The sequence below is a fragment of the Xenorhabdus stockiae genome (assembly GCF_002632825.1).
In the GTDB taxonomy this organism is placed as follows: domain Bacteria; phylum Pseudomonadota; class Gammaproteobacteria; order Enterobacterales; family Enterobacteriaceae; genus Xenorhabdus; species Xenorhabdus stockiae.
This window is the reverse complement of the sequence record NZ_NJAJ01000019.1, coordinates 13982-34289: the sequence shown is the minus strand read 5'-3', so window position 1 is coordinate 34289 and position 20308 is coordinate 13982. Positions and strand designations below refer to the sequence as shown.

18 protein-coding genes are annotated in these 20308 nt (G+C 41.5%); 5 read left to right on the top strand and 13 right to left on the bottom strand.

What is annotated here, in order from left to right; translation table 11 throughout:
- The first annotated feature begins 270 nt into the window (after window positions 1-270).
- A complete protein-coding gene (locus Xsto_RS11250) occupies window positions 271-996 on the top strand; it encodes a helix-turn-helix transcriptional regulator (RefSeq protein WP_099125108.1) in 726 nt (241 codons plus the stop codon).
- Here Xsto_RS11250 and Xsto_RS11245 read toward each other — a convergent pair.
- The 3 genes from Xsto_RS11245 to speB all read right to left on the bottom strand — a co-directional run bounded on the left by Xsto_RS11245 (window position 959) and on the right by speB (window position 3461).
- Window positions 959-1756, bottom strand: a complete 798-nt coding sequence (locus tag Xsto_RS11245) for an L-threonylcarbamoyladenylate synthase (RefSeq protein ID WP_099125107.1) — start codon at window positions 1754-1756, stop codon at window positions 959-961. The two genes, Xsto_RS11250 and Xsto_RS11245, sit on opposite strands and share 38 nt — an antisense overlap.
- Window positions 1757-1814: 58 nt before the next feature.
- Window positions 1815-2300, bottom strand: coding sequence for a YbhB/YbcL family Raf kinase inhibitor-like protein (locus tag Xsto_RS11240; protein ID WP_099109944.1), 486 nt, complete (start codon window positions 2298-2300; stop codon window positions 1815-1817).
- A gap of 234 nt (window positions 2301-2534) precedes the next feature.
- Window positions 2535-3461: an agmatinase gene (gene speB / locus Xsto_RS11235; protein WP_099109946.1), complete on the bottom strand. Its 927-nt coding sequence runs from the start codon at window positions 3459-3461 to the stop codon at window positions 2535-2537.
- Window positions 3462-3871: 410 nt separating this feature from the next.
- Between speB and Xsto_RS11230 the strand changes: the two genes are divergently transcribed.
- Window positions 3872-4531 carry an alanine--tRNA ligase-related protein gene (locus Xsto_RS11230; RefSeq protein WP_099125106.1) on the top strand — a complete coding sequence of 220 codons (660 nt, stop codon included), beginning with the start codon at window positions 3872-3874 and terminating at the stop codon, window positions 4529-4531.
- 160 nt (window positions 4532-4691) lie between these two features.
- Here Xsto_RS11230 and Xsto_RS11225 read toward each other — a convergent pair whose 3' ends face one another.
- The 3 genes from Xsto_RS11225 to speA all read right to left on the bottom strand — a co-directional run bounded on the left by Xsto_RS11225 (window position 4692) and on the right by speA (window position 8466).
- Window positions 4692-5690, bottom strand: a complete 999-nt coding sequence (locus tag Xsto_RS11225; RefSeq protein WP_099125105.1) for a lectin MOA-related protein — start codon at window positions 5688-5690, stop codon at window positions 4692-4694.
- 65 nt (window positions 5691-5755) lie between these two features.
- The gene (locus tag Xsto_RS11220) at window positions 5756-6043 is read right to left on the bottom strand and encodes a hypothetical protein (protein WP_099109949.1); all 288 of its coding nucleotides are present in this window, start codon (window positions 6041-6043) and stop codon (window positions 5756-5758) included.
- 518 nt (window positions 6044-6561) lie between these two features.
- Complete coding sequence (speA, locus tag Xsto_RS11215; RefSeq protein WP_099109950.1) at window positions 6562-8466, bottom strand: biosynthetic arginine decarboxylase; 1905 nt, start codon at window positions 8464-8466, stop codon at window positions 6562-6564.
- A gap of 923 nt (window positions 8467-9389) precedes the next feature.
- On the opposite strand from speA, the gene metK reads away from it, so the two are divergent.
- The gene (gene metK / locus Xsto_RS11205) at window positions 9390-10544 is read left to right on the top strand and encodes a methionine adenosyltransferase (protein WP_099109952.1); all 1155 of its coding nucleotides are present in this window, start codon (window positions 9390-9392) and stop codon (window positions 10542-10544) included.
- A 93-nt stretch (window positions 10545-10637) separates the two neighbouring features.
- Complete coding sequence (locus Xsto_RS11200; RefSeq protein ID WP_099109953.1) at window positions 10638-11162, top strand: SprT family zinc-dependent metalloprotease; 525 nt, start codon at window positions 10638-10640, stop codon at window positions 11160-11162.
- Between the two features lie 19 nt (window positions 11163-11181).
- On the opposite strand, the gene Xsto_RS11195 is transcribed toward Xsto_RS11200, so the two are convergent.
- Window positions 11182-11526, bottom strand: coding sequence for a DUF6694 family lipoprotein (locus Xsto_RS11195; protein WP_099125104.1), 345 nt, complete (start codon window positions 11524-11526; stop codon window positions 11182-11184).
- Window positions 11527-12031: 505 nt separating this feature from the next.
- On the opposite strand from Xsto_RS11195, the gene Xsto_RS11190 reads away from it, so the two are divergent.
- Window positions 12032-13516, top strand: a complete 1485-nt coding sequence (locus Xsto_RS11190; protein WP_099125103.1) for an aldehyde dehydrogenase family protein — start codon at window positions 12032-12034, stop codon at window positions 13514-13516.
- Between the two features lie 43 nt (window positions 13517-13559).
- Here Xsto_RS11190 and Xsto_RS11185 read toward each other — a convergent pair whose 3' ends face one another.
- The 6 genes from Xsto_RS11185 to mazG all read right to left on the bottom strand — a co-directional run bounded on the left by Xsto_RS11185 (window position 13560) and on the right by mazG (window position 20257).
- Window positions 13560-14087 carry a GNAT family N-acetyltransferase gene (locus Xsto_RS11185; RefSeq protein WP_099125102.1) on the bottom strand — a complete coding sequence of 176 codons (528 nt, stop codon included), beginning with the start codon at window positions 14085-14087 and terminating at the stop codon, window positions 13560-13562.
- Window positions 14084-14362, bottom strand: a complete 279-nt coding sequence (locus Xsto_RS11180) for a type II toxin-antitoxin system TacA family antitoxin (protein WP_099125101.1) — start codon at window positions 14360-14362, stop codon at window positions 14084-14086. The genes Xsto_RS11185 and Xsto_RS11180 overlap by 4 nt, the downstream gene beginning before the upstream one ends.
- 150 nt (window positions 14363-14512) lie before the next feature.
- Window positions 14513-15898, bottom strand: a complete 1386-nt coding sequence (locus tag Xsto_RS11175) for an SLC13 family permease (RefSeq protein WP_099109956.1) — start codon at window positions 15896-15898, stop codon at window positions 14513-14515.
- A 353-nt stretch (window positions 15899-16251) separates the two neighbouring features.
- Window positions 16252-17553: a phosphopyruvate hydratase gene (gene eno, locus Xsto_RS11170; protein WP_099109957.1), complete on the bottom strand. Its 1302-nt coding sequence runs from the start codon at window positions 17551-17553 to the stop codon at window positions 16252-16254.
- A gap of 85 nt (window positions 17554-17638) precedes the next feature.
- The gene (gene pyrG / locus Xsto_RS11165) at window positions 17639-19276 is read right to left on the bottom strand and encodes a glutamine hydrolyzing CTP synthase (protein ID WP_099125100.1); all 1638 of its coding nucleotides are present in this window, start codon (window positions 19274-19276) and stop codon (window positions 17639-17641) included.
- Between the two features lie 195 nt (window positions 19277-19471).
- Entirely contained in the window at window positions 19472-20257 is a 786-nt protein-coding gene (gene mazG, locus Xsto_RS11160) for a nucleoside triphosphate pyrophosphohydrolase (RefSeq protein ID WP_099109996.1), read from the bottom strand.
- Window positions 20258-20308 lie beyond the last annotated feature (51 nt).

Below are 20308 nucleotides of genomic sequence, written 5' to 3'. Positions count from 1 at the left end.
GTATCTCATACTGTTTTTTGCCGAAAAGTACCAAAGAAAAAGATAAAAAATACCGTAACTCAAGAAATATCAGGCGATAATGAAAAAACAATCAATTAATATGTTAATAAATAAAAGGCAATATGTACAAAGTCAGTCTAAAAGCAGATAAAACATGAAAGAATAAGTTTTTAATAATGCAATCAATCTCACATTATTAATATGTATATTTTGTATTCATAATCAGAAAAGCCATGATAAATTCACAACTGGATCAGATAGGTACGATCAATGAATACATCACCACTCAGCCATCATCAACAGACACTGGTTAATTGCTGCCTGAATACCATTGCTCACATCATTCCCGTGTCTGCCGCTGTTTATTATCTCGTTAATGAAAAGTGGCAGCCCGAACACCGTATCCTGTATGGCATCACACCCGATGTGTATCAGGCATATGTCGCGTATTTTTGTCAGTTAGATCCGCTGCATCCGGAAAATTTCAGAAATAATGAACAGCGTCTTGTCAGCATGAATGACAATATGAAAGAGAGTGGCCAACAGTTTTATCATGATTTTATGCAGCCCAATAACTTAACGGATAGAGTCGAAATCTTTATCCGCCGTGGGAATAAAATCCTCGCGGGTCTTTCAGTTTTCAGAGATTATCTGTTTCAACATCAGGAAATCATCAGACTTCACTCTATTATTCCTGTGGCCGAATTAATGACTTTTGATATTTTGCCCGATGCACAGGTCACGTTCACCGCAAAAGAACAGGAAATTATTCAGTGGGTCAGGGAAGGAGCGAGTAATAAACGCATAGCATTACAGCTCAGTATTTCTCTCTCTACGGTAAAAACTCATCTGCGTAATATTTTTGCCAAAGCCAGTGTGACCAACCGGACAGAATTAGTTTCTTCTGGCTTTATTCGCCGGAATTTGAGCGGGTACGGTGCCGCACCCGCAGCGATTATTAATAATAGTTACCGTGACGGTAATCCCATGTTGTGAAAATATCAGACATGATTACCATAATCTTATGCACATCCAGCCCCTTACGGATCAATACCGGGCACGGTGTAATATCACGCTGACCATTTTGTGTCGGTACTAATTTACCATTGTCATCTACCATTGAAATCATCACACCCTGCTCATAGCGGGTTTGCTCAGTCTCATTCGGCTGAATAGATTTCACATAATCATTGGCAGTAATAATCAGATCTGCACGCTCCTCAATGCGTTCACCAATACACTCCACCAAACCACGATTACCTTTGCCTGATGGATTAGCCGAACTGGCGAAAGAGAATTTACCGTATTTTTCCCACAGCTCTTTCGCCAGAATTTCACCGGGCTTACCAAATTTAATGACAAAACAGCTTGTACCACGACCATCCATCATCAGCTCTTTGGAACCATCATCGGGAATACGATTAACCGCTTCTTCTTTCCACGGCAAGATACAACCCAATAACACATCTGCATCCCAGTGTTTCTGATAAAGCTCTTCAATTTCCGGGTTAAGCTGAGCCAGCTCTTTCAACTGTTCCAGAGATCCACACAATACAACTCCGGGCTTATTACGATTGCGCTGCTTAGCCTCAAATTTGCGCTCCAGCCCTTTCGCATCGGAAGTCATAATGATGTAACCCACTTTAGTCGGGCAGACAATCATTCCGCCATCATTAGACAGGATCTCGACGGCTTCCTGTTGTAATCCCTGATTCCATTGAACTTTCTTTGGAGAAGAAAAAGAATTGCTGCTCATATATTGATACCCTTTTTTTATAAACTGAAGATCTTAAAACCGGAAAACAATGAATCAGTTAACGCTGGTAATAACCGGTAATAGTGGCGGTTGCCAGACTATTGGCGTAGATCATAAAACGTGCGACCGCATTGGTTATTTCAGCGTCAATACCCAGTTTTTCTACTGACATAGCATGTACCGTGAAAATATAGCGATGGGCTTTATCTCCCTCTGGCGGACACGCTCCACCGAAACCAAACTGCCCGTAATCATTTCTGCTCTGAATGATGCCAGCCGGTAATTTGCTGCCATCACTCCGTCCGGCATCTGGGGATAAAGCCTGTATTTCCAACGGAATATCAAATGCCACCCAGTGCCAGAAACCACTGCCCGTTGGGGCATCAGGATCATAAACCGTGACCGCAAAACTTTTTGTTCCGGCAGGTGCATCTGTCCAGACAAGCTCAGGTGAGCGATTACCACCATTACCACCAAACTCATTGAATTCCTGCTCTTTGCTCAGAAAATCATTATTCTTAAATTCAGTTGAAGTGATTATCATGCTTGTATCCTCATAAGAATGCCTTTTAAAACATCCTAACGCAGTTTTTCTATGCTGCAAGGTTAAGCGATGGTTTTGCGGGATTGTTTCAATTTGGGAACAATAGGTGCGTTTGGGAATACTTTCCCCTATATACTTCTTTACCACTATAAATACAGCGAAGGTACAGTAAAAAAGAAAAAAGCCCGTCATCAGGACGAGCTTTCAATCAACATTTATGTATGGCTGAATATATCAGACAGCTTTTTTCGAAGCCTGTAAATACAGTAATTCCAGACCGATTGTTGCTGCTGCCAGCGCAGTAATTTCTGACTGATCATAGGAAGGAGCAACTTCCACCACATCCATACCAACGATATTCAGCGGTTGCAGAGCGCGCAGAATTTTCAGCGCACGATCTGAAGTCAAACCACCGATCACTGGCGTTCCCGTACCGGGCGCAAATGCCGGATCAAGACAATCAATATCAAAAGTCAGGTATACCGGCAGATCGCCGACAACAGATTTGATCTGCTCAACAACATCTTCAACGCTGCGATCATTCACCTGCCCTGCATCTAATACCGTGAAATCATTATCTGTATCGTGTTCAGTACGAATACCGATCTGGACAGAATGCGCCGGATCGATCAACCCTTCGTTTGGCGCATGGTAAAACATCGTACCGTGATCAAACTTACTGCCGTTAGGATAAGTATCGGTATGAGCATCGAAATGAACCAGAGCCATTTTACCGAAATGCTTCGCATGAGCACGCAACAGCGGTAACGTGACAAAGTGATCGCCACCAAAAGTCAGCATTTTTTTGCCTGATGCCAGCACTTTCTCAGCATGAGCCTGTAGTTTGTCGCTCATATCCTGGGCATCACCAAAATTAAAGACCAGATCACCACAATCAACCACATTCAGGCGCTTACGCAGGCTGAAGTTCCAGGGCCACCGGCTGCTTTCCCAAGCCAGATTTGTCGAGACCTGACGAATAGCGGCTGGCCCGTGGCGACTACCAGCCCGGCCGGATGTTGCCATATCAAAGGGTACACCGGTAATAACCCACTCCGCATCACCGGAATAAGGCTGGAAATTCAACGGGAAGCGCAGGAAGCCAAAGGCGTTTGAAACCAGAGAGTTGTCGATTTGGTTTCCTAAGGAACTAATACTCATAATATATCCTCTAAAGCCTTCTGTTTAATTAACATAGGGCTTGATTACATTACGCTAACTTCACAAGAAGTCTGACTTTTTAAATAACCTTTAAAAACAACCAATTAATATCAAAAAACAGATAATTACTCATACCCACCAATATTCGGGCATATAGTATTAGACATCATTTTTTCTTGCTACACTTTTGAGGTAATTAGATGAAATAAACGCAGCAACTATCTGGAAAAAATGGAACCCCTCAATTTAGTACACAATAACCATGCTTCCGTTACACCAATTCTATAAGAATCGTTGAATAGTCTCCGCTGTTCCGGTAATTTTAATTTTGATTGAATCTCTAGCTAAATCATCTCAGTTATCGTCTTTTTTGATTCTATTTTTTTATTCTTGATATAAAGAGAGTAACCATGCTTTCAACAAAACGATTATTTGACGAAATTCCCTATGAAAAACATTTCGAAGCTACTGTCATCTATGTAGGTGATGATCACATAGTTCTGGATCAGACATTATTTTATCCTCTTTCCGGGAATCAGGATTTCGATATTGGTTCCATTGGCGAATATCCGGTAACCGCTGTACATGTCGACAATACCGATGAAGGGAAATTAGATTTTAGTGCTCCGATAAGACACTATGTCACAACTGATAATTTCAGTATCGGGCAGAAAATCGAGGGGCAAATCGATAGTACCAGAAGACTGAATACAATGAGGCTGCATACTGCCAGCCATATTGTCGAATTCTTCATGCGAAAAATGCCCACTTTTTTGTCTATCGAAGGCTCTTTTGTTAATAATGAAAAAGACCGTGCAGACTATTTTCTTTCACAGAATATTGATCCTCAATCCCTCTCTGCACTGGAACAAGAAGTCAATCGCTTTATCAGTCAAGGACACGAGATAATTTTTAAATATCAGGATGGAATAAGATTATGGTGTTGCAACGAAATAGAAATGCCTTGTTGCGGTACGCATGTGAGCAATACAAAAGAAATAGGAACAGTTAAATTATCCAGAAAGAATAAAGGAAAGGGATTAAACCGAATAGAGATTAAATTAGTTTGATTTTTTGTTATAATAAGCGCAGTTCACATCGCTTATTATGTTAATAATCATGAAATAACCCATTATGAAATTCCCCTGAAAATTTTTGGAAATTATCTACATAATATTCATTTAATCGTTCAAATAAAAATGACAAAGAATTTGGTTTTTTAAGTTATGTTTACATTATTATTTTCGAAGGTGGATAATCCCAGTCTTTAACTTTTATTATAGAACGAAATTCTGGATTGAAAATATAAACATCCAGTGAAGAATCGATAAAAACGTTAACCGCGCCAATAGTATTATCGTTTTGAGTAAAATACATGATTCCAACAGCATACCCATGCGTTAATTCTTTATTGTATGCATGCTTTGATGCTTCTGATTTGTATACATAGCAAAAGTCTTCACTAGTAAATGAATAATCTCTAATTTTATATTTATCTAATCCAGACTCATTATATATCTCATTAATTGTTATATTACTAATTGCTTCATAGTTTTGTTTTTTCATATGGAAATAAATTTCAGCAGTGGGCCAGGTATTTTTTAGTTTTTCAAATATATCATTTTGATCAATAAAACAAGATTCAAAGGTAAAAAGAGTATAATCTTTAGAAGATACATATCCCCACTCGTCATCTGCTCTGCAAAGGAACATGTCTGTTCCATTATTATCCCAAATAAGTTTATACAGGTCACCCACTATCGATTGCCCAGCATATTCTACTCGCATCCTTATTAATAGCTCTTTAGAGCTTTCACCTGCTTTATCCCAATAAATCCAATTCCATGATGTTTCGGGTCCATTAGCATAAAGAAAATATTTATCATATTTATTTTCCTTATAACCAGTTACTAACTGACCACCTTCGCTTGGATCTCCATAAAACTTTATAATAACCACATCATTTGCATGAAAAGATATATCTTTTGCAAAAAAAACGTATCGTTTCCCGGATATAATTCCCTTTCTATCCATTGCTAACAAAGAGCCATCTTTAGCCCTTAATTTATATGAAATATTATGTGATATTTTACTAAAAATTTGAGGTGATTTTTTTTCATACATTAATTCACATTTATTGTTAAAATTATCGTCTTTATACTCTGAAATATTCGGCTCAGGAAAAACATCCATCTCTTTTTTTGGTGTAATTTCATTTTTATTTTTCATAATATAAACCTTGTTTTATATTATTTAAATTAATCCCCATTCTATCTATCCAGACTATCTAATATTCACTCAGGAGAGTCATCTATAACAACACCAATAAGATATACATATGGAGGATTAACTTTCAAATTAACTTTTTTCTTAGATAATAAAGCCATCAATAGAGCTATATACATCTCTGTTCCTTCCAGTGCATCCCTCCGAGAAAAATAATAGGGTCCATAATCAGTACGTTTTTTTCCATCGAAAGTATAAAAATAGAGTTTAACAGTATTGGCATTATCTATATATTCAGGAGGAAGCACCTCTAATTTAGATATATATACGTTTTCAATAACTTTAAGTTCAGTCATGATAATACTCCTAATTTTTTAGATAAAAAATAGAACTTTTCTCTAGAAAAAGAAACATTTCTTCGTTTCTCAGAAAGGATTTATTTTTATAATATAGGATTATAATTAAGATTAATATAAAGTATTAATTGTTTCACCTCTCAATCTAACTTTAATATTTTTTCATGAAAAAATTACACTTTAATTATATTAAGTGTAGATTGATATTAATATAATTCAAATTATTTTTTATTCATTAAATTAAACTAAACTATTCTTTTATTTTAGTATAATTATCACTGACTATATTTAGCTGTTTTTTCAGCATTCAATATATTATGATCGTTTTAGAACATTAATTATTTTAATTTAAAAATTAATTAATTGTAACAGAATATCAACCTTGTTGGATTGAGAAGCGCCTGAAAGGCGCTTCCATTCTGAATAAAATTACCCACGATCCTCTTGGTTGGATTCACTCCTTTACCAGCGCAATGCAACCCGAAATCAATTGGGTATATAATGCCGACTAATTAGAATTACTCATCTTCTAAATAAGTATAACCATACAGGCCACTTTCAAACTCTTGCAGGAATTGTTCCTGTAGATTTTCAGCCAAATCAGTCGATTTCACCTGATCACGGAAGCGGGTCAGCAGTACCTGAGGCTCCAGTTTCACATATTGCAGCATATTGGCAACCGTATCGCCCTCTTCACTCTGTTGATAAGTCACTTCACCGTTTTCGCTAACGTAGACATCAACAGCCGCAGTATCACCAAACAGGTTATGCATATTACCCAGAATTTCCTGATAGGCACCAACCATAAAGAAACCGATCAGTGGCGGATTTTCCGGATCGTAGGCTGGCATTGGCATTGTTGTTGCCACACCATCACCTTCAACATAATGATCAATGATACCGTCAGAGTCACAAGTGATATCCAGCAAAACAGCGCGACGATCCAGCGGTTTGTCCAGCCCTTCAAGCGGCAGAACAGGGAACAGCTGATCGATCCCCCAGGCATCCGGCATGGACTGAAACAGAGAAAAGTTCACATAGAGTTTATCTGCCATGCGCTCCTGTAATTCGTCAATGATCGGACGATGAGCACGGTTACTTGGATCAAGATCCTGCTGAATACGGCGACAGATATTTAAATATAATTCCTCTGCCCAAGCTCGTTCAGATAGATTCAGAATTCCGTGGGCATACTGGGTATGAACATCATACAGATCAAACTGACTATCATGCAGCCATTCACGCAAAGAACGTTTGTAGCCATCATCCTGCATTTCCAGCCATGTATCCCACAAACTTGTCAGAGGACGTGCAGCATCTTCTGCCGGTGGTGTCGTCTCCGTGAATTCATTACATTCCGCTCCAATAACATTGGAGACTAAAACTGTATGATGAGCCGTTAATGCACGACCAGATTCTGTGATGACCGTCGGATGTGGCAGGCCATTTTCCTCACAGGCATCCCCAATCCCCCAAATAACGTTGTTCGCGTATTCGTTCAGGCCATAGTTAACAGAGCATTCTGACTGGGAACGTGTACCTTCATAATCAACACCCAGTCCTCCTCCCACATCAAAACACTGAATGTTGACACCCAGCTTATGCAGCTCGACATAAAAACGGGCGGATTCACGCACACCTGTTGCTATATCACGGATATTTGCCAGCTGGGAACCCAGATGGAAATGCAGCAATTGTAGGCTATCCAGTTTTCCGGCTGATCGAAGAGTTTCAACCAGTTGTAGAACCTGTGCGGCCGCCAGACCAAATTTGGACTTTTCCCCGCCACTGGACTGCCATTTACCCGCTCCCTGTGAAGCAAGACGCGCCCGTACACCAAGACGAGGTACGACATTAATACGTTCCGCTTCTTCCAGCACCATTGCGATCTCAGACATTTTCTCAATGACCAGATACACTTTGTGTCCCAGTTTTTCACCGATCAGTGCCAGACGGATATACTCACGATCTTTATAACCATTACAGACAATTACAGTCCGTGTCATACCTGCATGAGCCAATACAGCCATCAGCTCAGCCTTGGAGCCAGCCTCCAGACCGACAGGTTCGCCAGAATTAGCCAGTGATTCAATCACGCGACGCTGCTGGTTCACCTTAATCGGATAAACCAGAAAATAGTCACCTTTATAACCATAGGATTCACGCGCACGTTTAAAGGCGGCATTAATGGAACGCAAACGATGTTGCAGGATCTGAGGAAAACAGAACAATGCTGGCAACTGTAATTGTTTTTTCTCTTGTTGAACTTTCTTTACCAGATCAACAATCTCAACCTGAGCTTCCGGCAAATCAGGATTTGGACAAACACTGACATTACCCAGATCATTGACGTAGTAATAGTTGCCGCCCCAGTATGCAATATTGTAAGTCTGGCGCATTTTACGAGCGATATTATCATTCATGGCAGTCTCCTTCATGGAGTAGAGGTTTGCCTTCACCTGTAGTCAATAACCCAAGACACTATATTTAGTGTGCGTATCTTGCGCATTTATAAATGTCAGGGAATAGCATGCTCTTAAATTATAAAAACGTTTAGAGGGAGCTAAACAATATGTATATTTACAGTTTGGTAATACGGCTTCTGTCCGAAGCAACCTGTCTACTCGAATGTTTCAGGTAACATCGGAATGAATTCATATTGATAAGAAAGGAACAAGATGTGGATACACCAATGGCATAATGTGGCTGTCGGTTGTTAACAAGCAGCAAATAATGGTTCATAACCCCATTCACCCCACATGGCTTTACGAAAGCCGTTTCTCAATTGATGAGACGCAGAACACGCATAAAACGTATCCGGCAAACGCCTATAACTTGAAGTATAAAAAACCTATCAGTTATAGGGCGCTGTTTATACCTGTAATCCTACAAAATTGCAAAATGAAATTTATTGATGCCTAACAGATATAGATAATCATATCCGATAAATTTCCATCGTTATCTTTATAGAAAGTAAACAATCTCTTACTAATATAAAACACTTCTATCACTATTTACTTGGATAAATAAACCCCACCAACAAAATAACAATTTGAAAATAAAGAAATAGTTATTTTTTGTATTCCGTCAATTCCGGGTGATATTAGGGTACAAAAGAACAAACTAGCCCAATCAACAACACACAAAGAGATAACGCGCAAGAAGTTAGATTTCTTTAAACTGCACATTTCAAGGAATGACAGATAAGAAATCCAAAATGTCACACAACAGAAGGTATTTGGAACCAAAAAAACTGGTATATTTAGTGATAGTGACTTAGACTAGCCGTCTAGATGGTAAAACATCCACCCTTAAACCAAGATTATATTTAAGGTATCGAAATATAATGACTACACACCTTTTTACTTCTGAATCTGTTTCAGAAGGTCATCCAGATAAAATTGCCGACCAAATTTCCGACGCTGTTCTTGATGCAATCCTAGAACAAGATCCTAAGGCTCGTGTAGCCTGCGAAACTTATGTAAAAACCGGCATGGTTATGGTTGGTGGTGAAATCACTACCAGCGCCTGGGTTGATATCGAAGAAATTACCCGTAATACAGTACGTGAGATTGGCTACACCAGTTCAGAAATGGGCTTTGATGCTAATTCCTGTGCAGTAATCAGTGCGATTGGTAAACAATCTCCTGATATCAATCAGGGTGTAGACCGAGCTGACCCTCTGGAACAAGGAGCAGGTGATCAGGGATTGATGTTTGGTTATGCAACCAATGAAACCGATGTTCTTATGCCAGCACCTGTTACCTATGCTCACCGTCTGGTTGAGCGTCAGGCGCATGTACGTAAAAACAACACATTGCCTTGGTTGCGTCCGGATGCCAAAAGTCAGGTTACATTCCAGTATGACAACGGCAAAATTGTCGGCATTGATGCCGTTGTACTTTCTACTCAGCATTCAGAAGAAATCGGTCAGAAAGAGCTGCAAGAAGCAGTTATGGATGAGATCATCAAGCCTGTTTTACCAGCAGAATGGCTGACTCCGATGACAAAATACTTCATCAACCCAACAGGCCGTTTTGTGATTGGTGGCCCAATGGGTGACTGTGGTCTGACAGGCCGTAAGATCATTGTTGATACGTACGGTGGTATGGCACGTCACGGTGGTGGAGCATTCTCAGGAAAAGATCCATCTAAAGTTGACCGTTCTGCGGCTTACGCGGCACGTTATGTAGCTAAAAATATCGTTGCCGCAGGTCTGGCTGACCGCTGTGAGATTCAGGTTTCTTACGCTATCGGTGTTGCTGAACCAACTTCTATCATGGTTGAGACGTTTGGAACTGAAAAAGTGCCAACATCAACACTGGTTCAACTGGTACGTGAGTTCTTCGATCTGCGTCCTTATGGGCTGATCAAAATGCTGGATCTACTGCATCCAATCTATCGTGATACTGCGGCATACGGTCATTTCGGTCGTGAGCAGTTCCCGTGGGAAGCAACAGATAAAGCTGAGATCCTGCGTGATGCAGCCGGGCTGAAATAATCCCACAACATTAAAAAGCCCGCTCATAACACGCGGGCTTTTTTTGTGTTAAGTTACTATTCAAATTCAGTTACCACATAATTATCGCTGTTTATGAAATCCGTTAAGGTTCCTTTTCCACTACAGCAAGCAGTCATGCGCGCTTTACGGCAAAAAATGATTCAGGCCAGTGAATTCCTTCAGCAAACGTTTCCTGAACCCTGTGTGACCTACCAGCAAAGAGGGACAATTGCAGGAAGTGCTCGTTTACAAGATTGGGAAATTCGTCTTAACCCAATTTTGCTTATTGAAAACGAGCAGTCGTTTATTGATGAAGTCATCCCTCACGAATTAGCTCACTTATTGGTTTATCATCAGTTTGGCAAGGTCGCTCCTCACGGCAAAGAGTGGCGTTATATTATGGAAACCGTGTTTAAAGTACCTGCCAACCGAACCCATCAATTTTCAGTACAATCCGTTTGCAGCAAGATATTCATCTATGGTTGTCACTGTCAGCAGCATGAATTAAGCATCAGACAACATAATAAGGTGCTCAGAGGTAAAAGCTGCTATATCTGCCGACAATGTGGGGAACGATTAACGCTTTTGGGAAAAAATAAACCGGATAAGCCTCAATAACCGCTAAAATGCCCCGCAATCAGGGAGCTTTATTATTTTTCTTAATTTTTTCTGCTTCATTAATAATCTGATCAGCGGTTTTCCCATTCAATGACTGGTAAAAGCTTTTTTCCAGGCTTTCCATAGCATCATATTTTATTTTTCCCTGCTTGTTGTTCTTAAACAGTTCATCAAAGTCGATATTATGAAACATAACAATATTCAATGAATCATCGAATTTTAGTTTTTTATCTTCAGGTAAGGTATCCCTGATTTTTTCAATGGATGTTTTTACCGCTATTCCATTCGTTCCATCAATCTTCAGCGGTTTGTCACACCCTGCTAATGTAAAACCCAATAAACAAATTACTAACAATTTTCTCATAATCAACCCCGCCCAATTAGCTGTAGTGTAATAATAGCAGAGAGCGATAAAAATAAACTCACTTAACTGAAAAAATTATTATTAAATAAGGTACATTTACAAATTGTTTACCATCGTCTTGTATTTTTAGATTAAGCTATTTTTATTCTATAATATTTTTCACTAGTTACCTGAAAAACCTATAATGTAAGTCGATAGCGATAATAAATTATATTGATAATAAAATTGACGAGATAATAATTAAAAATCTATTTATGATTTAATTAAAAATAGAATGTTTATATTAAAACCGCAACAGAACCGCACATAAATAATAATAAAACCACATCAACAATCATTCACTGAATTTATTTCCAGTGTTTATTAATTCGTTAAAATATACACATTACCCTCTTATTTATTGATACAGGTCTTATATATTTAAATCCAGAATTAAGAATAGACTCAATAATTTTTTTGAATATATGGTTTAGCATACCAAAAATCAAAGTATCTGGAGAATATAATGAAGAAGTTACATGATATCGCAACAGAACTATTACCTACCAAATCTTATAGAATGCTGATTGGCGGCGAATGGGTAGATAGCACTTCAAAAGAAACCATGAAGAGCTATAATCCGGCAACCGGAGAATTACTGACTGAATATGCAGCAGGAAATGCTCAGGATGTTGAACTGGCTGTCCGGGCGGCAAAAAAAGCTTTACCGGCATGGCGAAAAACTTCAGCCGAAAAAAAACAATCCCTCCTACTGAAAATTGCCGATTTACTGGAAGCTGAAGCAGAACGTTTTATCACTCTGGAAACCTTAGATGGGGGTAAAACACAATCTTTATGCCGTAATTTTGATATCCCATTCGCTATCGATCATTTCCGTTATTTTGCTGGTGTGATCCGTGCTCACTCTGATGCATCTGATGTCATTGATGAAAATACTCTCAGTCTGGTTATCAGAGAGCCAATAGGTGTCATTGGTCAAATTATTCCCTGGAACTTCCCTCTGCTGATGGCAGCCTGGAAAATTGCGCCTGCTCTGGCTGCCGGTAATACTATCGTTATCAACCCAGCCAGCCTGACGCCTATCACGCTGTTAGAACTAGGCCGTATCATTAATCAGGTTCTTCCTGCGGGCGTTGTCAATATCGTCACAGGCCGTGGCTCTGTTGTTGGTCAGGCGATCCTCGATCATGAAGGCATTGACAAGGTAGCCTTTACAGGCTCAACAGAAGTCGGTTACAACGTTGCCGCCGCCGCCGCTAAAAGACTTATTCCCGCGACGCTCGAGCTGGGAGGTAAATCTGCCAATATCGTTTTCCCTGATGCCAATATGAAAAAAGCAGTCAAATGTGCAGCCCACGCTATTTTGCTGAATCAGGGGCAAGCTTGTGAGTCTGGTGCTCGTCTATTCCTGCATAAAGATATCTATGATTCATTCCTGCAATCATTAAAAACCGTCTTTGAATCTATCCGCGTCGGTGACCCGATGGAGCCGGCCACTGAGATGAGCTGTCAGGTCAGTGAAGAGCAGATGAATACGATTCTGAGCTATATTGACCTCGCTAAACAGGAAGGTGCGACTATTCTTACCGGTGGTAAACGCATTACTGGTGCAGGTTATGACGATGGCTTCTTTGTCCAGCCAACGATCCTGACCAATGTGACTAATAATATGCGGGTAGCTCAGGAGGAAATTTTCGGGCCAGTGCTTTGTGTCATTCCTTTCAGTCATGAAGACGAAGTTGTGGAAATGGCTAACGATTCAGAATATGGTCTGGCGGGAGCAGTCTGGACACAGGATATCAACCGTGCCCTGCGTGTCGCCAAAGCCATTGAGGCAGGCCGTATATGGATTAATACCTACCATGAACTGCCAGCTCACACACCATTTGGCGGTTATAAGAAATCAGGACTTGGGCGGGAAACGCATAAAATGATTCTGGATGCCTATACTGAAGTTAAAAATATCTACATCAGTACCAAAGAAGATTAAGTCATAATAAAATCAATCGCCCCGAAAAAGGAGGCGATTGATTTTAGAGTTTTCCGGAGGCCGACAACGCTGCATAAATAGTTTTAAACGGTAATACCAGAGTAAGTGGCTCATCATTCAATGGCACTGCACCATACCCTTTATACCAACTGCACACATTGTCGTTTTTCGCATCTATCAGCATTGCCACACCACCAACCTGCATCGCTGCCTGTAGGCAACGTCGCCCTGCCGATAATAGTAATTGTCCCCCAACTCCCTGCCCCTGAATAGATTTATCAACAGCTAACCTACCTAATCGAAATACCGGCACATCATATCTGCCAAGTCCCGATGTAATTACATCAGGAGTTCTCTCATAAAGAAGTGAAGCAGGACTGACAGAATAAAAACCATGGATCCGTGTTGTATCTCGATTATCAATGGCCAGAAAAGTTTTCGCTGCACCTTTCTCATGATTTTGTCGTGCGTGGCGCTGTAGATACTGGTTTAACTGGACATCTCCGCAATCAAACGCCGCACGATTATGATGTTTGCTAATGACTTCCTCATGCCAATCACTAAACATTATTTTCTCTCCGGCATAGCAAAAGCAGCCGCTAACAATTTAGCATTTGGTTCGGGAGGGTTATCCAGTAACTCCATGACAAGTTTGCTATCACGTTCAGTTAAATGAACCCGTTCTTCATCTTCAACAACTTTTTTAGCAATAGGTAATACATGACTGACGACAAAATCAGTTAAATTAGTTTGCTGAATTGCAGCTGCACGTGCCAGCAAAGATTTCGCATCAGTACTAATGCGCAATGAGATCCTCTCATTGGTTTCCACGATAATCTGAGGCATGATCCCTCTCCTTTACTGCGTGAATTTCGTACAATTATAAGTCATTTTTGTACACTTTCAATACATACAAAAGTTAATCAGAAGAAATATTTTTTCCTAAAAAAAGAGGATGCCAACCGGCATCCTCATTTTTCTTGCTATAAATATCAATTAAATCCAGAAGAACCAAGCCACTACAGAGATAATTGCGATACATGCCAAGTTCAATACGATACCCACACGTACCATTTCAGTCTGCTTGATATAGCCGGAGCCATAAACAATCGCATTCGGTGGTGTTGCTACAGGCAGCATGAATGCACAGGATGCACCAATACCAATAATCATAGTCAGCACAATCACCGGCATGCCTAACGCTTCCGCAACTGTGGCAAAAATAGGAACAAGCAGTGCTGCACTGGCTGTATTACTGGTAAATTCCGTCAGGAAGATAATAAATGCTGCGATAGCAACAATGATCACAAACCAAGGACTTGAACCAAATGTTGCCGCCATGCCATTTGCCATCACTTCGCTGGCACCAGAGTTTTTCAGGACAGCACTTAATGTCAGGCCGCCACCAAACAGCATCAACACGCCCCATTCAGTGTTATTTTGGATCTGTGACCATGTTGATACGCCTGTGATACCAATCAGGATAGCCGCACTCACCGCAATGATGGTATCCAAATCTTTAATGCCGCCCAGAGCATCACTGATGAGAGAGCTGGAAATCCAACACACAACTGTCAGCAGGAAAATAAACATGGTGATAATACGTTTACCATTCCATTCCAGATGTTCAAGTTCCAGATCAAATTTATGATTCAGATTCGGACGCAACATGATGTACATCAGCATAACCATAACCGGCAACAGAATAATCACCATTGGTACGCCATATTTCATCCATGTCACAAAATCCATGCCCAGCTGTGCCGCGGCAATTGCGTTAGGCGGGCTGCCGACCAACGTACCCAAACCGCCAATACTGGCGCTATACGCTACACCCAGTAACACAAAGACAAATGTATTACGTTCGGTACGTACATCCAGATTAGCCAGAATACCCAGAATAAGCGGCAACATCATTGCAGCAGTTGCCGTGTTGCTGATCCACATTGAAAGCAGAGCTGTGATACCAAATATCAGCATCACCGCCACTGACAAACGCCCACGGGCAATCAGCAGAAGACGGTTGGCTATCAGTCTGTCCAGACCTTGGATATGTAGCGCCGTCGCCAGTGCAAAGCCACCAAAAAATAAGAATATAATTGGGTTTGCAAAAGATTTCAGCGCGTCACCGGTATTCATCAATCCCATTCCAACCGCCAGAATTGGAATACACAGTGCAGTAATTGTGACGTGAATAGCTTCGGTAAGCCATAACACACCGACAAATGCCATCAATGCCAAACCTGCATTTGCTTTTTCGCTATAAGGCAAAAACTTCAGCAAAGCAACCAGCAAGATGATATCCAGCGCAAGAATAATAAAGCCTCTTTTATTTGAGGGCATCGGCCCGACCGCTGGGGTTAAAGATTCTGAAGCGTCCATGAAGACTCCATACAACAATGAAACATAACTCCGTAATGTATAAATAATAATTAATGAATCATTGCTCTAAATGTTAAAGAATTACATTACATGTGAAATAATAAGGAGTCTGAACGATAAATAAAATACGAGGTGTGCGATTTTGGGATCTGCTACGCGAGATTTGCTTAATTAATAATTAAAAGAGCAAAAAAACAGCATATTTTATGGAGTTATGTCACATTTCTGGTTTTTGAGTTGCCTGAATAATTATCTATTATCCGGCAGAGAAAGAAAAGAAGAATAAGGCGAAAGGGTATAACTCTTTCGCCAAATCATAAATAAAATTACTATTTATTGAAGTAAATCAGCAATTATGCCTGACCTTTAACTTCTTTCAGACCATTGAAAGGAGCACGGTTGCCCAGCGCTTCTTCGATACGGATCAGCTGATTGTATTTAGCAACACGGTCAGAACGGCTCATTGAACCTGTTTTGATTTGACCCGCCGCAGTACCTACTGCCAGATCAGCAATGGTTGCATCTTCAGTTTCACCTGAGCGGTGAGAGATAACTGCTGTGTAACCCGCTTCTTTTGCCATTTTGATTGCAGCCAGAGTTTCGGTCAAAGAACCGATCTGGTTGAATTTAATCAGAATGGAGTTAGCGATACCTTTTTCGATACCTTCTTTCAGGATCTTGGTATTAGTTACGAACAGATCGTCACCAACCAACTGGATTTTATCACCCAAAACTTTAGTCTGGTAAGCAAAGCCGTCCCAGTCAGATTCGTTCAGGCCATCTTCGATAGAAACGATTGGATACTCTTTGGTCAGACCTTCCAGATAGTGAGTGAACTCCTGAGAAGTGAAAGTTTTACCTTCGCCTTTCAGTTCATAGTTACCCGTTTCTTCGTTATAGAATTCAGAAGCTGCGCAGTCCATCGCCAGAGTGATGTCTTTACCCAGTACATAACCCGCTTGTTCTACCGCTTCTTTGATAGCGGCCAGAGCAGCTGCGTTGGATTCCAGGTTTGGTGCATAACCACCTTCATCACCCACTGCAGTGTTCATGCCTTTTGCTTTCAGAACTTTTGCCAGATTATGGAAAACTTCAGAACCGATGCGTACCGCTTCTTTCAGCGTGCTCGCACCTACTGGCTGGATCATGAATTCCTGAATGTCTACGTTGTTATCAGCGTGCTCACCACCGTTGATGATGTTCATCATTGGCAAAGGCATAGAGAATCGACCCGGAGTGCCGTTCAGTTCAGCAATGTGCTCGTACAGAGGCATACCCTTTGACGCTGCTGCCGCTTTAGCGTTTGCAAGAGAAACAGCCAAAATCGCGTTAGCACCGAAGTTGGATTTGTTTTCAGTTCCATCCAGCTCGATCATGATTTTGTCGATATTCGCCTGATCTTTCGCATCCTGACCAGCCAGAGCCTGCGCAATCGGGCCATTTACCGCAGCAATTGCCTTCAGGACACCTTTACCCATGAAACGGGATTTATCACCATCACGCAGTTCCAATGCTTCACGGGAACCTGTTGATGCACCTGATGGTGCCGCAGCCAGACCTACAAAGCCGCCTTCCAGATGTACTTCCGCTTCTACCGTTGGGTTACCACGGGAATCGATGATTTCACGGCCGAGCACTTTAACGATTTTGGACATTAGGTTTTCCTCAGTACAAGTTAAATTCCGGGCAATTGATGGTTACTCAAAAGGTAGAGCAAAACTCCATCAATCGCCCTATATCTTATTTCAACTGGCTTTTCTGGTATTTGCCTGCGGCTTCAACGAAACCGGCAAATAACGGATGGCCATCGCGAGGCGTTGAAGTGAATTCAGGATGGAACTGACATGCCACAAACCACGGGTGATTCGGGTTCTCAATAATTTCCACCAGCTTATTATCGATTGAACGACCAGCAATGCGCAGGCCTGCATCTTCAATACGTTTCAACAATAAGTTGTTCACTTCGTAACGATGGCGGTGACGTTCGATAATATCGTCCTGACCATACAAGTTACGCACCAGACTGTTTTCAGTCAGACGGCACAGCTGGCCACCCACACGCATCGTTCCGCCGAGATCACTCTCTTCGCTACGTACTTCAACGTTGCCGTTCTCATCACGCCATTCGGTGATCAGACCTACAACCGGTAACTTACATTCAGGTTCAAACTCAGTCGAGTTAGCCCCTTCCATACCCGCAACATTGCGCGCAAATTCAATCAGAGCAACCTGCATTCCCAGACAAATTCCCAGATAAGGGATTTTGTTTTCACGGGCGTAACGTGCTGTCATAATCTTGCCTTCGATACCACGGCCACCGAAGCCGCCCGGCACCAGAATGGCATCCAGAGCTTTCAGGACTTCAACACCACGGGTTTCAACATCCTGAGAATCGATCAGTTTGATGTTGACGGTCAGACGATTTTTCAGACCAGCGTGTTTCAGTGCTTCAATCACGGACTTATAAGCGTCCGGCAATTCGATATATTTGCCCACCATACCGATGGTCACTTCGCCCGATGGATTAGCTTCTTCATAAATGACCTGTTCCCATTCGGACAGATCCGCTTCCGGGCGTTCGATGCTGAATCGATTACAAATATAATCATCTAAGCCCTGAGATTTCAAGAGGGCTGGGATTTTATAAATAGAATCAACATCTTTTAAAGAGATAACTGCTTTCTCTGGTACGTTACAGAACAGAGCAATTTTTGCCCGCTCGTTGGCCGGAATAATGCGATCTGAACGGCAGATCAAAACATCAGGCTGGATACCAATGGAAAGCAGTTCTTTCACTGAATGCTGAGTAGGTTTGGTTTTCACTTCGCCGGCTGCTGCCATATAAGGCACCAGAGTCAGGTGCATGAACAGCGTGTTCTCACGGCCTACTTCTACTGCCATCTGACGAATGGCTTCAAGGAATGGCAGGGATTCGATATCACCGACAGTACCGCCGATTTCCACCAGCACAACATCATAGCCTTCTGCGCCACGGATGATGCGGTCTTTGATTTCGTTAGTGATATGAGGAATAACCTGAATAGTTGCGCCCAGATAATCGCCACGGCGTTCTTTGCGCAGAACTTCGGAATAAACACGACCCGTCGTAAAGTTATTGCGACGTGTCATTTTGGTTCGAATGAAACGTTCGTAATGACCTAAATCGAGATCAGTTTCAGCGCCATCTTCGGTTACGAAAACTTCCCCGTGTTGGGTTGGGCTCATTGTACCTGGATCAACGTTGATGTACGGGTCCAGTTTCATAATGGTGACATTGAGTCCACGGGCTTCGAGTATGGCCGCCAAAGAGGCTGCGGCAATGCCTTTACCCAGAGAGGATACGACCCCGCCGGTCACAAAAATATAATTAGTTTTCATGCTGAACCTGAAAGTTTAGGTTTAAAAGGATGATGAATATAACAGGACGGGAAAGCAGTATACCCTAACCTTAAATGCGCTACAAACCCTATCTCTTTTATCTATGCAAGTGTAGCAATTTCCAAGAGAAATTAATCACTGCCCAGATCAAAAAAAGTCCGGTTATCTCTGGAGATACCGGACTTTTATGTAAAATCAAGCTTGCTGCTTTTTCACCTGCTCCCACATTTTATCCATTTCCTCTAATGTCGCAGTTTCCATTGTTAAGCCACTATCGAGGATGAGCTTTTCAACATTGCGAAAGCGATTTTCGAATTTCTGGCAGGCTTTCTGGAGTGCCATTTCAGGTTTATGTCCCAGATGACGGGATAAGTTAACTACCGCAAATAACAAATCACCCAGCTCTTCTTCTACGCGCTCATCATCCACAACTGCCTGTTTAGCTTCATCCATCACTTCATCAATTTCTTCATAAACTTTGTCCAATACCGGGCCGACTGTATCCCAGTCAAATCCGACAGAGGCACAGCGTTTCTGGATTTTATAGGCTTTCATTAGTGATGGCAGGCTGGCAGGAATATCATCCAGAACGGAGTGCTGGTCTTTTTCCGCTCTTTCTGCGGTTTTGCGCTGCTCCCAGCTACCGATAGCTTCTTCGCTGCTGATACCCGCCTGTTGGTTGAAGATATGTGGATGCCTGCGTTCCAGTTTGTTACAAACAGCTTCACAGATATCGTCGAAATCAAAAAGCTGTTCTTCCTGCGCCATTTGGGCATAAAACACAATATGGAACAGTAAGTCGCCTAATTCTTCTTTCAGAGCACTGGTATCATTACGCTCAATGGCATCAATGACTTCATAAGTCTCTTCCAGCGTGTAAGGTGCAATGGTAGCCGAAGTTTGTACCTTATCCCACGGGCAACCGTGCTGAGGGTGGCGCAATTGCGCCATAATCTCTTTCAGTCTTTCAATGCTTTTCATACTATCAGTCATATTTGCAACTGAGTGCGTGTTTACTTTATCCATAACTGT